Origin of the sequence: Bosea sp. PAMC 26642 (assembly GCF_001562255.1) — a bacterium.
Classification (GTDB): Bacteria; Pseudomonadota; Alphaproteobacteria; order Rhizobiales; family Beijerinckiaceae; genus Allobosea.
Genome location: NZ_CP014301.1, coordinates 3,937,501 through 3,951,608, shown reverse-complemented (window position 1 = coordinate 3,951,608; position 14,108 = coordinate 3,937,501). Strand labels below are relative to the sequence as shown.

Below are 14,108 nucleotides of genomic sequence, written 5' to 3'. Positions count from 1 at the left end.
GGGACGGGAGAGGACAACTGTCGGGGCTTCCCTTCCCCCCTTGCGGGGGAAGGTGGCAGCGCGAAGCGCTGACGGATAAGGGGTGGCGCTCCCTTTGCGTTCCAGGACCTATCGGACAGGGCGGCGCGACCCCTCACCCCAACCTCTCCCGCAAGGGGAGAGGGGGTGCGTCAGCGCTCAGGCCGCGATGCCGCGCAGGACGTAGTGCAGGATGCCGGCGTTCCTGAAGTAGTCGATCTCGTCCAGCGTATCGATGCGGCAGAGGATCGGGACGTTCTTCACCGTGCCGTCGGCATAGGTGATCTCGGCTTCGAGCATCTGGCGCGGCTTTACCGTGGCGAGCCCCTTGATCGAGACGGTCTCGTCGCCCTTCAGATCGAGCGAGGCCCAGCTCGTGCCCTCGACGAAGGTGAAGGGGACGACGCCCATGCCGACCAGGTTCGAGCGGTGGATGCGCTCGAAGCTCTGCGCGATCACGGCCTTGACGCCGAGCAGGTTGGTGCCCTTCGCGGCCCAGTCGCGCGAGGAGCCGTTGCCGTATTCGACACCGGCGAAGACGACCAGCGGGACCTTCTCAGCCTGGTAGCGCATCGAGGCGTCGTAGATCGGCAGCTCTTCCTTGCTCGGATAATGGATGGTGTAGCCACCCTCGCGGCCGTTCGGCCCCATCATGTGGTTGCGGATGCGGATATTGGCGAAGGTGCCGCGCATCATCACCTCGTGATTGCCGCGCCGCGTGCCGTACTGGTTGAAGTCGGCGACCGCGACGCCATGCTCCGAGAGATAGGCGCCGGCGGGCGAGGCCGCCTTGATCGAACCGGCCGGGGAGATGTGGTCGGTCGTGATCTTGTCGCCGAACAGGCCCAGAATCCGGGCGCCCTTGATGTCGGTGACCGGCGTCGGCGTCTTGCTGATGCCCTGGAAATAGGGCGGGTTCTGGACGTAGGTCGAGGCGTCCTCCCAGGCGTAGGTCTGGCTTTCGGGGGTCTTCACCGCCTGCCAGTGCGCGTCGCCCTTGAAGACGTCGGCATATTTCGCCTCGAAGATGGCGCGGGTGACGTTCTTGGCGATGAAGCTCTGGATCTCCTTGTTGGAGGGCCAGACGTCCTTGAGGAAGACGGGCTGGCCGTCCGAGCCGATGCCGAGCGGCTCGGTGGTCAGGTCCATCTGTACCGAGCCTGCCAGCGCATAGGCGACGACCAGCGGTGGCGAGGCGAGATAGTTCGCCTGCACGTCGGGCGAGACGCGGCCCTCGAAGTTGCGGTTGCCGGAGATCACGGCACCGGCGATCAGGCCCTGATCGTTGATCGCTTTCGAGATCGGCGCCGGCAGCGGGCCGGAATTGCCGATGCAGGTCGTGCAGCCGAAGCCGACCAGATTGAAGCCGAGCGCATCGAGATCGGTCTGAAGTCCCGATTTGGAGAGGTACTCGGCGACGACCTGCGAGCCCGGCGCCAGCGAGGTCTTGACCCAGGGCTTGACCTTCAGACCCTTGGCGACGGCGTTGCGGGCGAGCAGGCCCGCCGCCATCAGCACCGAGGGGTTGGAGGTGTTGGTGCAGGAGGTGATGGCGGCGATGACGACGTCGCCATGGCCGAGATCGAAGGACTGGCCTTCGACCGGCACACGGCGCGCAATCTCGCCGCCCTTCTTGTATTCGGTGTCCATCGCCGCCTTGAAGCCCTTGGCGACGCCGTTCAAATCGATGCGGCCTTCGGGGCGCTTGGGGCCGGCCATCGAGGGCTGGACGGTCGAGAGGTCGAGCTCCAGCGTGTCGGTGAAGACCGGGTCGGCGGTCTCGATCGTGGCAAACAGGCCTTGAGCCTTGCTGTAGGCCTCGACCAAGGCGATCCGATCTGTGCTGCGGCCGGTCGTGGTGAGATATTCCAGCGTCTCGGCGTCGACCGGGAAGAAGCCGCAGGTGGCGCCGTATTCCGGGCCCATATTGGCGATGGTGGCGCGGTCGGCCAGCGTCAGATTGTAGAGGCCCGGGCCGAAGAACTCGACGAACTTGCCGACGACGCCCTTCTTGCGCAGCATCTGGGTGACGGTCAGCACGAGGTCGGTGGCGGTGATGCCTTCCTTCAGCGCGCCGGTCAGCTTGAAGCCGATGACCTCGGGCAGCAGCATCGACTGCGGCTGGCCGAGCATGGCAGCCTCGGCCTCGATGCCGCCGACGCCCCAGCCGAGCACGGCCAGGCCATTGACCATGGTGGTGTGCGAATCGGTGCCGACGACGGTGTCGGGATAGGCGACCTCGACCTCGACGCCGTCGATGGTCTCCTTACGGGTCCAGACGGTCTGGGCGAGGTATTCGAGATTGACCTGGTGGCAGATGCCGGTCCCGGGCGGGACGACGCGGAAATTGTCGAAGGCGCCCTGGCCCCATTTCAGGAACTTGTAGCGCTCCTGGTTGCGCTCGTATTCGAGTTCGACGTTCTGCGCGAGCGCCTTGGGCGTGCCGAACTCGTCGACGATGACCGAATGGTCGATGACCAGATCGACCGGCACGAGCGGGTTGATCTTGGCCGGGTCGCCGCCCAGCGCCACGACGCCGTCGCGCATTGCCGCGAGGTCGACGACGGCGGGGACGCCGGTGAAGTCCTGCATCAGTACGCGGGCGGGGCGGAAGCCGATTTCCTTGCCGGCGGTGCCCTTGTCGGTCAGCCAGGCGACGAAGCCCTCGATGTCGGCCTTGTAGACCGAGCGGCCATCCTCGAAGCGCAGCAGGTTCTCCAGCAGAACTTTCATCGAGAAGGGCAGTTTCGAGATGCCCGCCAGGCCATTCTGTTCGGCGAGCGGCAGGGAGTAATACTCATAGGATTTGGCGCCGACGGTGAGTGTCTGGCGGCATTTGAAAGAGTCGAGCGAAGCCATGCGGGCTGATCCTGATCAAGGGGTTGCGGTCACGACCCGTCTCGCCTTGCAGCGATGAGCGAATCGAAGGCCTATTGCGCATGACGCGCGCGCCGCCCCGGGAGTGCCCGAGCCCCGCGCCGGATCGGCGTGCGGCGTAGCCACGGGTTCTATAGATCAATTCCAAGAAGCCCGCTACAGGATCGACGCGCGTATCGGGAAGATGATTGACGTTCGGGAAGACGTAGCCAGCCTTGACGCCATTTTCGTTCCCAGAACTGGTTCTGACCGTCGAGGGGCTGGCCTGCCGACGTGGCGGCCGGCTCGGTTTTGAAAATTTGAATCTGAGCCTTGGCAATGGCGGGGCGATCGCGCTGACCGGCCGCAACGGTGCCGGAAAATCCAGCCTGATCGCCATGTTGTGCGGGCGGCTTCGGCCCGAAGCGGGCCGCATCACGATCGATGGTGCTGACGACGTACCCTTGTCGGAACTCAGTCATCTCGTCGGCCATCGCGACGGACTGAAAACGGCGCTGACGGCGCAGGAAAATCTCGGTTTCGCTCAGGCGCTGCTGGGGGAGGCGGCGCTGACGCCGGCCGATGCTCTGGCCGCTGTCGGCTTGCCGCATGTGGCCGCGCTGCCGGCCGGCTATCTCTCGGCCGGGCAGCGGCGGCGCGTCGCGCTGGCGCGGCTTTTGGTCACGCGGCGGCCGTTCTGGCTGCTCGACGAGCCGATGTCGGCGCTGGATGCCGCCTCGCAGGCGATGCTGGTCGGGCTGATGCGAGTCCATCTTGCCCAAGGCGGCGCGATCCTGGCCGCGACGCATGGTCCGCTTGGGCTCGACGATGCGCGCGAGGTCAGGATCGGACCATGAGCCGGGCCTTCCTCGCCATCCTGAAGCGCGATCTGACGCTTGCGGCCCGCGCCGGGGGCGGCGGAGAGCTTGCGCTCGTGTTCTTCCTGACGATCGTCGTGCTGGTGCCGTTCGCGCTGGGGCCGGATCTGAACCTGCTCTCGCGCATAGGCCCCGCGATCCTCTGGCTGGGCGCGCTGCTTTCAATGCTGATCGGGCTCGATCGGCTGTTTCAGGGCGACGAGGAGGATGGTTCGCTCGACCTGATCAGAGGCTCGGCGCTGCCGCTCGAACTCGCCGTGGTCGCCAAGGCGCTGGCGTATTGGCTGACGACGGGGCTGCCGCTGGCGCTGGCGGCGCCGTTGCTCGGCCTTCTGGTTGCGCTGCCGGGCGAGGCGATGCTTCCGGTCGCGGCCACGCTGCTGGTCGGCACGCCCGCGCTGAGCTTCATCGGCGCGGCAGGCGCTGCGCTGACGGCGGGTCTGCGGCGCGGCGGACTAATCCTGCCAGTGCTGGTCGCGCCATTGACGATTCCGGTGCTGATCTTCGGGGTTTCGTCTGCCAACAGCGCTGTCGGCGGGACGATTCCGTTCCTAACGCCGTTTCTGATCATGTGCGCGCTGTCGCTGGCCGCGATCGTAATCGGGACGATCGCGGCTGCGGCTGCGCTGCGGCAGGCCGAATAGGCTGCGACGATGCAAGCGCCGTCCGTGCATTGTCGAGAGAGAGCCCGATTGCTACATCCTGAACGCCTGATGACGATTTCACGAGAAAAGGCCGCAAAGCCTCGCCGATGGCTAGCCTGATCGACCTTGCAAACCCGACGCGCTTCATGCGCCTGTCAGGTCTGCTCCTGCCCTGGCTGGCGGGCGCGGCACTGCTGCTACTCGCGGTGGGCTTCTATCTCGCCTGGTTCGTCGTGCCTGCCGACTATCAGCAGGGCGAGACGATCCGGATCATGTTCGTGCACGTGCCCGCCGCGTGGCTGGCGCTGATGTTCTACACGATGATGGCGGTGTCGGCGCTGGGTACGCTGGTCTGGCGCCATCCCCTCGCTGATGTCGCGCAGAAGGCGGCGGCGCCGATCGGAGCGTGCTTCGCGCTGATCTGCCTGCTGACCGGTGCGTTCTGGGGCAAGCCGATGTGGGGCACCTACTGGGTCTGGGATGCCCGGCTGACCTCGGTCCTGGTGCTGTTGCTGATCTATCTCGGCATCATCGCGCTCCGGCGTGCGCTCGACGAGCCCTCGCGGGCCGGCCGGCCGGTTGCGATCCTGACGCTGGTCGGCTTCGTCAACGTGCCGATCATCAAGTTCTCGGTCGATTGGTGGAATACGCTGCATCAGCCCGCCTCGGTCTTCCGGGCGGGTGGGCCGACCATCCACCCGAGCATGCTCTGGCCGCTGCTGATTTTGGCGACGGGCTTCACGCTGCTGGCACTGGCGCTGCATCTCGTCGCGATGCGGGCCGAGATCATGCGTCGGCGCGTGCGGACGCTGACGATTCTGGAGGCCGAGCGGCTCGACCGGCTGGCGCTGCAGGGCGTGCTAGCATGAGTGAAGTTCAATCATGAGTGATCTTGGACCCCATGCCGGCTTCATCCTCGCTTCGTATGGTGCGGTCTTCGTGGTACTCGGCGGGCTGATCGCCGGCATCCTGCTCGACCACCGGGCGCAAGCGCGGGCGCTGGACGCCCTGGAACGGCGTGGCGCCGGGCGCCGCTCCGGCAGGGCGGCCCCATGAGCGAGGTCGAAATCGCTCCGCGTCAGCGTTCGCCGCTGATTTTTCTGGTACCTCTGATCCTCTTCGGCGCGCTGTCGCTGGTTTTTGTGGCGGGGCTATTTTCGGGCAATGCCAGCAAGGTGCCCTCGGCCCTGATCGACAAGCCCGCCCCGCCGATCACGCTTGCACCGCTCGAAGGGCTGCAGCGCAGCGGCCAGCCGGTGCCGAGCTTCGCCATGGCCGATCTGGCCAAGGGCCGCGCCACCATCGTCAACGTTTTCGCGAGCTGGTGCGCGCCCTGCCGGGTCGAGCATCCGTTTCTGGTGGCGATGGCGGAATCGCCGGCTGTGAAGCAGGGCAAGGTCGCCGTCGTCGGCATGAACTACAAGGACGAGGCCGAGAATGCGCGGCGTTTCCTCGGTGCGCTGGGCAATCCTTATTCCGCGGTCGGCGTCGATCGTGGCGGACGCGCCGCGATCGAGTGGGGCGTCTATGGCGTGCCGGAGACGTTTCTCATCGGTCCCGACGGGCGGATCCTGGAAAAGCATGTCGGGCCCCTCGACGCCGAAACGGCGGGGCGCTTGCTGTCGCGGGCGGTGGCGGGACGGTAAGCTCGTATGGACGAGTGGTAACACGGGTTGTCATTCCGGGCGGAGCGAAGCGGAGACCCGGAATCCATTATAGGGCGCTGGCGGTGCTCTATAATGGATTCCGGATCGGCGCGGCTTCGCCGCTTGTCCGGAATGACAACGCGGGTGTGCAACGCAGTCGCGTTTACGCCGCCTTCTTCCCGCCCATCAGGCTCTCGAACATCGCCCGCCCGTCGGTCCCGCCGGTCAGCGAATCGATCAGGTTCTCCGGGTGGGGCATCAGGCCGAGCACGTTCAGGCCGGGCGAATAGATGCCGGCGATATTGTTCAGCGAGCCGTTGGGGTTGCCGGCCGGAGTGACCTTGCCGTCCGCGTCGGCATAGCGGAAAGCCACCAGACCATCGCCTTCGAGCCGCGCCAGCGTCTCGTCGTCGGCGATGTAGTTGCCTTCGCCATGGGCGATGCAGACATCGATGACCTGCCCCTTGGCATAGGCACTCGCATAGGGCGTGTCGTTGCGCTCGACGACGAGATTCTGGCGCTTGCAGACGAATTTCAGGTCGGCGTTGCGCCGCAGGATGCCGGGCAGCAGTCCGGCCTCGCAGACGATCTGGAAGCCGTTGCAGATGCCCAGCACATAGCCGCCACGAGCGGCGTGGGCCCGAGTCGCATCCATGATGTTGGCGCGCGCCGCGATGGCGCCGGTGCGCAGGTAGTCGCCATAGGAGAAGCCGCCCGGCAGGACGACGAGGTCGGTGCCGGCGGGCAAGTCGGTGTCGGCGTGCCAGACATGGGAAACGCTGGCCCCGGCCTGCTTCAGCGCCTTGGTGACGTCGCCTTCGCGATTGGAGCCGGGAAAGGTGATGACGGCGGCTTTCACGGCATCAGCCCTCGATCTCGACGCGGTAATTCTCGATCACGGTGTTGGCGAGCAGCTTTTCGCAGGCCGTCTTCAGCGCCGCCTCAGCTGCCGGCTTGTCGGAGCCCGTCAGCTCGATATCGAAGATCTTGCCCTGGCGGACGGAGCCGACACCGTCGATGCCGAGCGATTTCAGCGCGCCTTCGATCGCCTTGCCCTGCGGATCGAGCACGCCGGTCTTCAGGGTGACGGTGACGCGGGCTTTCATTGCGGCTCTCCAAGGGCTTGATCGGCGTGGCTTAACGGCGAATCGGAGACGGCTCAACCTTTTCGCGTGCTTTCACGCGAATCAGCGGCTGCGCCAGGTCGCGCCGACATCGCGGCGGGCAGCGTCGGGATCGGGGCTGACGGCGAGCGCGACGACGAGGGCCCCGGCCTCGCGGGCCGAGAGGATCGCGGTCGCGGCGCGCTTGCCATTCGCGTCGCGGGCCCGAATCTCGACGAGCACGCCGGCGACGCCATCGTCTGAGAAGCGCGACACGGTCGTCCTGCTCTTCGGCGGCGACGGTTTGGCTTTGGCCTTCTTGCGGGTCTCGTCTATCGGTGGCGGCTTGGCGAAGCTCCGGGCGAGGCTGGCCGGGTCCTTCCGGAGCAGTCCCTCCAGCGCGTCGGCCTCGCCTCCTTCCAGTGTGATCAGAGCGGCGAAACCCTGGCGCAGGCAGGTTTCGCGCGGGCAGAAGACCATCGCCTTGGCGGCGATGCCGTCATTCAGCACCCAGTCGCCGATCGGCAGCGGTTGCCAGCCGCGATCAGCTGGAAGCTCTGTGATGATCTGGCCATAGTCGTGACCGCAGCCAGCGATGAGCGAGAGGCCTAGCAGCAGCGCCACGACGCAAAAACGGGAGCGCGAACGCTCCCGTTTCAAAGCTGTCGATTCCGGGGGAGGCAGGCTCACGGCACCCGGCGACGTTACTGGACCAGCCGTGGTCCGGCCGGTCCGGCCTTTTCGTTCTCGCCGAGAATGCCGAGGCGGCGGGCGACTTCGGTATAGGCTTCGATCAGCCCGCCCATGTCGCGGCGGAACCGGTCCTTGTCCATCTTGTCCTTCGACTTGATGTCCCAGAGCCGGCAGGAATCGGGGCTGATCTCGTCGGCGACGACGATGCGCATCATCTCGCCTTCCCAGAGGCGGCCGCACTCGATCTTGAAGTCGACGAGACGGATGCCCGCGCCCAGGAACAGGCCGGAGAGGAAGTCGTTGACACGGATGGCCAGCGCCATGATGTCGTCGATCTCCTGCGGCGTCGCCCAGCCGAAGGCGGTGATGTGCTCCTCGGAGACCATCGGGTCGTTCAGCGCGTCGTTCTTGTAATAGAACTCGATGATCGAGCGCGGCAGCTGCGTGCCTTCCTCCAGCCCGAGGCGGGTGGAGAGCGAGCCGGCGGCGACGTTGCGCACCACGATCTCGAGCGGAATGATCTCGACCTCGCGGATCAGCTGCTCGCGCATGTTCAGCCGGCGGATGAAATGCGTGGGAACGCCGATGTCGTTGAGGTTCGAGAATATGTGCTCGGAGATGCGGTTGTTCAGGACCCCCTTGCCATCGATCACTTCATGCTTCTTGGCGTTGAAGGCGGTGGCGTCGTCCTTGAAATGCTGGATCAGCGTACCGGGCTCTGGCCCTTCATAGAGGACTTTCGCCTTGCCTTCGTAGATGCGACGGCGGCGATTCATGGGGATGTACCGTGGCTTGAGGAAATCCAAAGGTCGGCCTTTCTCTGGACGCGGGCTGCCCCGCGGCGGGATCTTGGCCCTGGTCGTGCGGCATTTGCGATGTGCCGATGCGGAATGACCCGAATCGGCCCGAGCGCGAAGCCGGTTGGCGCGATGCGACGGCCGCCGAGAGGCGAACTTCGCGCCCGCTATATGGCGCTTCTGCACCGCAAACGCAACAAATCCGCTGTGGAAGCCTGTCGTGATGGTTACGCCAATAGCGGCCGGACGCGCATTCCGGACTGGCCCTGCCGGGCGCCTCATCCTATATGGCGCAGATCGGCACCATTCCGAGCCCCTGATGGGGCCATACTTCCCGAGAGGATTTGATCCGCATGTCGACTTTCGATCAGCGCAAGGATGCTTTCGAGAACAAGTTCGCCCATGACGAGGAACTGCGCTTCAAGGCGACGGCCCGGCGCAACAAGCTGCTCGGGCTGTGGGCTGCCGAGAAGCTCGGCAAGAGCGGGCCGGATGCGGATGCGTATGCCAAATCGGTCGTGGTGGCCGATTTCGAGGAAGCGGGCGACGAGGATGTCGTGCGCAAGGTCAAGACGGATTTCGCAGCGGGCAGCGTCGAGGTTGGCGATGCCGAAATCCGCAGGGTCATGACCGAGCTGCTGATCCGGGCGGCCGAGGAAATACAGGCCGGGCGCTGAAGGCGTCCTGGAACGCAGGTCGTGTTTGAAACGGGCGCATGGGCGCCCGTTTGCTTTTCGGGGGCTCTCCGGTCCAACCTGACGCACCCGCCATGTCCAAGAGCGGGCCCACAAACCGGATGAACGCGCCATGGCCAAACCGACCGTCCTGTCCTCTCTCGCCGACCGTCTCGCCAAGGGCGACACGGTCGTCTCGGCGTGGTGCGGCATCGCGTCTCCGAGCATTGCCGGAATTCTGGCGCAGGAGGACTTCGATGCCGTCACCCTGGACATGCAGCACGGGCCGATCACGCTGGGCGAGGTCATCCGGGCCATCCCGCTGATCAATGCGGCCGGCAAGCCGGCGCTGGCGCGTATTGCGGTCGGTGAGTTCCAGAACGTGTCGCGCCTGTTCGATGCCGGTGCCTCGGGCGTGATCGCGCCGATGATCAACACCATGGCCGATGCGAAGGCCTTCGCGGCCTATTCGAAATATCCGCCGATGGGCGAGCGCAGCTGGGGCAGCTATGGCGGCCTGGGCGCCTCCGGACTCGACCAGAACGGCTATCTCAAGGAAGCGAACCGCTTCTCGCTGTCCTTCGCGATGATCGAGACCCGCGAGGCGATGGCGATCCTCGACGATATCCTGGCGCTGGACGGCATCGACGCCGTCTTCGTCGGTCCCTCCGATTTGTCGATCGCGCTGTCGGGCGGCGCACGCGTCGATTCGGGCGCCAAGGAGGTCGACGAGGCGATCGCGCATATCGTGACGCGGGCGGCGGCGGTGAACAAGCCGGTTGCGGTCTATGCCCAGAGCGCCGAACGGGCAAAAGCCTTCCTGGCGATGGGTGCCAGGATGGTGACGCTGATGAGCGACACCGCCTTTTTGAGGACGGCAGCGCAGACGGCGCTGAAGCTCACCCGGAGTTAATCGTCAGGCGTTGACGCCCTCGCGTGCCTTGATCGCGGCGTAGTAGGCCCAGAGCAGGCGGGCGGCAACGCCACGCCAGGGCCGCCATGCCTCCGCGAGCGCCAGCAACTCGGCGGCCTTTGGCTTGGCGGCGAGGCCGAAGGCCTGCCTTGCAGCCTCCTGTATGGCGAGGTCGCCCGCGGCGAAGGCGTCGCGGTGACCGAGGCAGAACAGCAGGTAGATGTCTGCGGTCCAGGGTCCGATGCCGGAGATCGCCGTCATCTTGGCATGGACGGCGTCGGCCGGGGCATCGGCCAGCGTGTCGAGATCGAGGGCGCCGTTTAGGAGAGCGGTCGCCAGTGCCTGCAGGGTGCGCTGCTTGGGGCGCGACAGCCCCGAGAGGCGCATATCGTCGTCGCTTGCGGCCAGGATGCGCTCCGGTGTCAGCGGATCGAACACGGTTGCAACCCTCGCCCAGACGGCGCGCGCGCTCGCTACCGACAATTGCTGCGCGACGATGATCGCCGCCAGGCCCTCGAAACCGTCCGCGCGGCGGCGCAGCGGCGGCAGGCCGACGCGATCGATGATGGCAGCCCAATGAGGATGGAGCGCAAGCAGCGCCGCCATGCCTTCCTTGAGATCGGCGTCGCAGGTGATCAGGGTCATGGCACGTCTCTATCGCGGGGCATGGTCATCGTTCGTCAGCAGGGGTTCGGGCCTTGGCGGCCGGCGGCCGAGACCATAAACAGGCGACTATGGCAGCGTCCTCTCCCGATGGTGGCAAACCGGTCTTACGCTTTGCGCCAAGCCCTAATGGGCGGCTGCATCTGGGGCACGCACTCTCGGCGCTGACCAATCAGTGCTTCACCGCGAAGCATGGCGGCCGGCTGCTGCTGCGGATCGAGGATATCGACAAAGAGCGCTGCCGGCCGGAGTTCGAGCAGGCGATCCATGACAATCTCGCCTGGCTCGGAATCCGCTTCGACGGAGCGCTCCGGCGGCAATCCGAGCATTTTTCCGATTATGCGGAAGCGGTGGCACGCTTGCGGGCGAGGGGGCTGGTCTATCCCTGCTTCTGTTCACGGCAAGAGGTAAAGCGCGCCGTTACGGCCCGCGAGGCGCAATCGGGGCAGCCCTGGCCCGCCGATCCGGACGGCGCGCCGCTTTACCCGGGCACCTGCCGCGATCTCGACGAAGACGATGCCAGGCGACGGGTAGCGGCAGGGGGAGCGCATGTGCTGCGGCTCGCAATGGACCGGGCGCTTGCCGCCACCGGAGAAGCGCCCGGCTATGTCGTGTTTGACGAAGACGGGCAGCAACGAACCGTCATCGCCGACCCGGCGCGCTGGGGCGACGTCGTGCTGGCGCGCAAGGATGTTCCGACGAGCTATCATCTCTCCGTCGTCGTCGACGACGCCCTGCAGGGCGTCAGTCACGTCGTGCGGGGGCGTGATCTGGAGGCCGCGACCGATATCCATGTCGTGCTTCAGCGTCTGCTCGGCCTGCCGACGCCGCTCTATCATTTCCATCCGCTGCTGTTGAACGAAGGCGGAGACAAGCTCGCCAAGAGTCGCGGTTCGGAAAGCCTCGCCGATCTGAGGGCGCGTGGTGTGACCGCAGCCGAGATCAGGAAGCGACTTGGATTTGCATGACGGGTAGCGGCCTCAGCCGACGCCGAGCCAAGTCAGCCAGGCAGCGGTGGTGAAAAGCGAGAGCATGGTCGAGAGCGCGATCGCACTCGATGCATCGGCGATACCCTGCCGGTAGCGCTCGGCGAAGAGATAGGCGTTGATCCCGCATGGGCAGGCGGCGAAGAGCACGGCGACGCCCGACCAATGCGGGGGCATGTCGAAGACGCGTGTCGCCAGCACATAGACGATCAGCGGGTGGAGGCCGAGCTTCAGCACGCTGAGGATCAGAGGCAGGCCGAGGCCCGAGGCGAGCCCGTAGCGGCGCATGGCGATGCCGAGACTGATCAGGGCGCAGGGTACGGCGGCTCCGGCCAAAAGATCGACCAGCGTCCATATCGGCTGCGGGACGAGGCCGATGACCGGCCGCACGGCCATGGCAAGCAGGATGCCCACAATGATGGGATGGGTGAAGAGGCGCTTCACCAGCATGGCGAAGGATGCGGACCGGCCTTCGGCGAGAATGGTCGCGGCCGTCATGGTGACGGGCAGATGCACCGCCAGCAGCAGTCCGAGCGGCACGGCGCCGGCTTCGCCATAAGCCTTCAGGATCATCGGGATGCCGACGAAGACGGTGTTCGACTGGGCCGCGGCGAAGCCCGAGACCACGAGTTCGGGGCCCTTGCGGGCGAATATCCGATGCGCGACCAGCATCGCCAGGGCCCAGACCACCGTAAGGCCGGCGAAATAGGCGATCCAGTAGCCCCAGGGCTGGGCGGCGGGGATGTCGGCTTTCGCCAACGTCCTGAACAGCAGGCAAGGCACCGCCAGCACGAAGACGAAGTCGGACAGGCCCTCGCCGGTCGTCTCGCGCAGCAGCCTGGTCCAGCGCGCGGCATAGCCGATCGCGATCAGGCCGAAGACCGGAAAGACGATGAGAAGGGAGGCGAGCATGGGCCTGAACTCGCGGCGCTGGAAGGGTGGTTACAAGCCCCCTGCGCCGTCGCCCTGCCGCGAGTCAAGCGCCGGGCGCTCGATGACACGTGCCGGCCGTCATCGTCATGCGCTCAGCGCAACTGCGCGAGCGCCCCTCCGGCACGTACATTGAGCTCCTGGATGGTATCGCGCTGGCGCTTGAACTCGGCGAGCGTACGGCCCTCAAGCTCGCGGCCACGCGGCACGCGGATCTTCATCGGGTTGACGAAGTTGTCGTTGACCTTGACCTCGTAATGCAGATGCGGACCGGTCGAGAGGCCGGTCGAGCCGAGATAGCCGATGACCTGACCCTGCCGCACCTTGGCGCCCGGCACGATGCCGTTGGCGAAATTGGACTGGTGCGAATAGGTCGTGACATAGCCGTTGGCGTGCTGGATCTCGGTGTGCTTGCCGTAGCCCGAGGACCAGCCCGCACTGATCACGGTGCCGTTGCCGGCCGCCAGGATCGGAGTGCCGATGCGATTGGCCCAGTCTACGCCGGTATGCATCTTGGAATAGCGCATGATCGGGTGGTAGCGCATACCAAAGCCCGAGCGCATCTCGCCATCGGCGATCGGCTTGCGCAGCAGGAATTTCTTCAGCGACTTTCCTTCCTCGTCGAAATATTCGATCAGCCCGTCCTCGGGCGCCTGGTAGCGGAAGACGCGGCGGGTCTCGCCTCCGATCGTCAATGCAGCCGACAGAATCTCGCCGCGCTCGCCTTCGTCGTCCTCGGTGAAGACGATCTCGAGATTGTCTCCGGTCCGGACGCGCTGCTGGAAGTCGAGGTCGTAGGAGAAGATGCGCACGAGTTCGTCGATCATCGGACGCGGCACCTCGTGGCGCAGGCCGGTCTCGTAGAGGCTCTCGTACAGCCGCGCGCCGGTGCCTTCCTCGTCGTCCTCCTCCTCGTCGTCGCTTTGCGCGGGTTTGCGCTGAGGCCGCATCGGGCCGGCGACCTCCTGCTTCTGCAGCGAGACGGGAACGAAGACGCCCTTGTCGTTGATCGCAACCGTCGATTCGGGCTGGCCGTTTGCGAGGAGGGAGACGCGCACGATCTGGCGGGGATCGCCGGGCTGCGGGCCCGGCGCGAACAAGGCCTGCAAAACCTGGCCGTCGGGCAAGGCGGTGACGCGAACCCGACCGCTGAAGGCCTGGATCATGCCGCGGATCTGGTCCGGGCTGGCGCCGGCGGCACGCATCACCTGCTCGAAATTCTCGCCGCGCTTGGTCATCAGGAGCTTGTCCTCGACGAGCGGCTCACGCGAGGCGGCGATCGGGGTCTTGAGCGCGTTGGTGACGTT

The 14,108-nt window shown here is 66.0% G+C and carries 16 protein-coding genes (1 of these 16 running past the window's edge); 8 read left to right on the top strand and 8 right to left on the bottom strand.

Going from position 1 to position 14,108, the window contains the following annotated elements:
• Positions 1 to 177: 177 nt before the first annotated feature.
• Complete coding sequence (gene acnA, locus AXW83_RS19020) at positions 178 to 2,877, bottom strand: aconitate hydratase AcnA (RefSeq protein ID WP_066615940.1); 2,700 nt, start codon at positions 2,875 to 2,877, stop codon at positions 178 to 180.
• Positions 2,878 to 3,134: 257 nt separating this feature from the next.
• Between acnA and ccmA the strand changes: the two genes are divergently transcribed.
• The 5 genes from ccmA to AXW83_RS19000 all read left to right on the top strand — a co-directional run bounded on the left by ccmA (position 3,135) and on the right by AXW83_RS19000 (position 6,042).
• Positions 3,135 to 3,731, top strand: a complete 597-nt coding sequence (gene ccmA, locus AXW83_RS19015) for a heme ABC exporter ATP-binding protein CcmA (RefSeq protein ID WP_066620843.1) — start codon at positions 3,135 to 3,137, stop codon at positions 3,729 to 3,731.
• The gene (ccmB, locus tag AXW83_RS19010) at positions 3,728 to 4,396 is read left to right on the top strand and encodes a heme exporter protein CcmB (RefSeq protein WP_066615939.1); all 669 of its coding nucleotides are present in this window, start codon (positions 3,728 to 3,730) and stop codon (positions 4,394 to 4,396) included. Before ccmA ends, ccmB begins: the two co-directional genes overlap by 4 nt.
• A gap of 107 nt (positions 4,397 to 4,503) precedes the next feature.
• Complete coding sequence (locus AXW83_RS19005; protein WP_066615938.1) at positions 4,504 to 5,265, top strand: heme ABC transporter permease; 762 nt, start codon at positions 4,504 to 4,506, stop codon at positions 5,263 to 5,265.
• A gap of 13 nt (positions 5,266 to 5,278) precedes the next feature.
• Positions 5,279 to 5,452, top strand: coding sequence for a heme exporter protein CcmD (gene ccmD / locus AXW83_RS26680; RefSeq protein ID WP_211200379.1), 174 nt, complete (start codon positions 5,279 to 5,281; stop codon positions 5,450 to 5,452).
• Positions 5,449 to 6,042, top strand: coding sequence for a DsbE family thiol:disulfide interchange protein (locus AXW83_RS19000; protein WP_066615937.1), 594 nt, complete (start codon positions 5,449 to 5,451; stop codon positions 6,040 to 6,042). The genes ccmD and AXW83_RS19000 overlap by 4 nt, the downstream gene beginning before the upstream one ends.
• A gap of 163 nt (positions 6,043 to 6,205) precedes the next feature.
• On the opposite strand, the gene purQ is transcribed toward AXW83_RS19000, so the two are convergent.
• From purQ to purC, 4 genes are all read right to left on the bottom strand, one after another.
• On the bottom strand, positions 6,206 to 6,901 hold the full coding sequence (gene purQ, locus AXW83_RS18995) for a phosphoribosylformylglycinamidine synthase subunit PurQ (protein ID WP_066615935.1): 696 nt from the start codon (positions 6,899 to 6,901) through the stop codon (positions 6,206 to 6,208).
• Positions 6,902 to 6,905: 4 nt separating this feature from the next.
• Positions 6,906 to 7,148 carry a phosphoribosylformylglycinamidine synthase subunit PurS gene (purS, locus tag AXW83_RS18990; RefSeq protein WP_066615933.1) on the bottom strand — a complete coding sequence of 81 codons (243 nt, stop codon included), beginning with the start codon at positions 7,146 to 7,148 and terminating at the stop codon, positions 6,906 to 6,908.
• Positions 7,149 to 7,229: 81 nt separating this feature from the next.
• Positions 7,230 to 7,805, bottom strand: coding sequence for a hypothetical protein (locus tag AXW83_RS18985; protein ID WP_156640185.1), 576 nt, complete (start codon positions 7,803 to 7,805; stop codon positions 7,230 to 7,232).
• Between the two features lie 44 nt (positions 7,806 to 7,849).
• Positions 7,850 to 8,644: a phosphoribosylaminoimidazolesuccinocarboxamide synthase gene (gene purC / locus AXW83_RS18980; protein ID WP_066615929.1), complete on the bottom strand. Its 795-nt coding sequence runs from the start codon at positions 8,642 to 8,644 to the stop codon at positions 7,850 to 7,852.
• A gap of 344 nt (positions 8,645 to 8,988) precedes the next feature.
• On the opposite strand from purC, the gene AXW83_RS18975 reads away from it, so the two are divergent.
• Positions 8,989 to 9,312 (top strand): DUF1476 domain-containing protein, encoded by a 324-nt coding sequence (locus AXW83_RS18975; RefSeq protein WP_066615927.1) that lies wholly within the window; start codon positions 8,989 to 8,991, stop codon positions 9,310 to 9,312.
• A gap of 130 nt (positions 9,313 to 9,442) precedes the next feature.
• Complete coding sequence (locus AXW83_RS18970) at positions 9,443 to 10,222, top strand: HpcH/HpaI aldolase family protein (protein WP_066615925.1); 780 nt, start codon at positions 9,443 to 9,445, stop codon at positions 10,220 to 10,222.
• Between the two features lie 3 nt (positions 10,223 to 10,225).
• Here AXW83_RS18970 and AXW83_RS18965 read toward each other — a convergent pair whose 3' ends face one another.
• Positions 10,226 to 10,867 (bottom strand): DNA-3-methyladenine glycosylase family protein, encoded by a 642-nt coding sequence (locus AXW83_RS18965; protein ID WP_066615923.1) that lies wholly within the window; start codon positions 10,865 to 10,867, stop codon positions 10,226 to 10,228.
• Positions 10,868 to 10,956: 89 nt separating this feature from the next.
• On the opposite strand from AXW83_RS18965, the gene gluQRS reads away from it, so the two are divergent.
• On the top strand, positions 10,957 to 11,853 hold the full coding sequence (gene gluQRS, locus AXW83_RS18960) for a tRNA glutamyl-Q(34) synthetase GluQRS (RefSeq protein WP_066615922.1): 897 nt from the start codon (positions 10,957 to 10,959) through the stop codon (positions 11,851 to 11,853).
• 12 nt (positions 11,854 to 11,865) lie between these two features.
• On the opposite strand, the gene AXW83_RS18955 is transcribed toward gluQRS, so the two are convergent.
• Positions 11,866 to 12,783, bottom strand: coding sequence for an AEC family transporter (locus AXW83_RS18955; RefSeq protein ID WP_066615920.1), 918 nt, complete (start codon positions 12,781 to 12,783; stop codon positions 11,866 to 11,868).
• Between the two features lie 113 nt (positions 12,784 to 12,896).
• A protein-coding gene (locus AXW83_RS18950) for a M23 family metallopeptidase (protein WP_066620840.1) crosses the window boundary here: on the bottom strand, positions 12,897 to 14,108 show its 3' portion. It continues 822 nt past the right edge of the window; 1,212 of the gene's 2,034 nt are visible here — the last part of the coding sequence; its start codon lies beyond the right edge, outside the window; its stop codon occupies positions 12,897 to 12,899.

What these genes read in the sequence shown, in the direction of transcription:
- AXW83_RS18955 (WP_066615920.1), bottom strand. Translation starts at nt 12,783, where the DNA reads ATGCTCGCCTCCCTTCTCATCGTCTTTCCGGTCTTCGGCCTGATCGCG.
- gluQRS (WP_066615922.1), top strand. Translation starts at nt 10,957, where the DNA reads ATGGCAGCGTCCTCTCCCGATGGTGGCAAACCGGTCTTACGCTTTGCG.
- AXW83_RS18965 (WP_066615923.1), bottom strand. Translation starts at nt 10,867, where the DNA reads ATGACCCTGATCACCTGCGACGCCGATCTCAAGGAAGGCATGGCGGCG.
- purS (WP_066615933.1), bottom strand. Translation starts at nt 7,148, where the DNA reads ATGAAAGCCCGCGTCACCGTCACCCTGAAGACCGGCGTGCTCGATCCG.
- ccmB (WP_066615939.1), top strand. Translation starts at nt 3,728, where the DNA reads ATGAGCCGGGCCTTCCTCGCCATCCTGAAGCGCGATCTGACGCTTGCG.
- AXW83_RS18975 (WP_066615927.1), top strand. Translation starts at nt 8,989, where the DNA reads ATGTCGACTTTCGATCAGCGCAAGGATGCTTTCGAGAACAAGTTCGCC.
- acnA (WP_066615940.1), bottom strand. Translation starts at nt 2,877, where the DNA reads ATGGCTTCGCTCGACTCTTTCAAATGCCGCCAGACACTCACCGTCGGC.
- ccmD (WP_211200379.1), top strand. Translation starts at nt 5,279, where the DNA reads ATGAGTGATCTTGGACCCCATGCCGGCTTCATCCTCGCTTCGTATGGT.
- AXW83_RS18970 (WP_066615925.1), top strand. Translation starts at nt 9,443, where the DNA reads ATGGCCAAACCGACCGTCCTGTCCTCTCTCGCCGACCGTCTCGCCAAG.
- AXW83_RS19005 (WP_066615938.1), top strand. Translation starts at nt 4,504, where the DNA reads ATGGCTAGCCTGATCGACCTTGCAAACCCGACGCGCTTCATGCGCCTG.
- AXW83_RS19000 (WP_066615937.1), top strand. Translation starts at nt 5,449, where the DNA reads ATGAGCGAGGTCGAAATCGCTCCGCGTCAGCGTTCGCCGCTGATTTTT.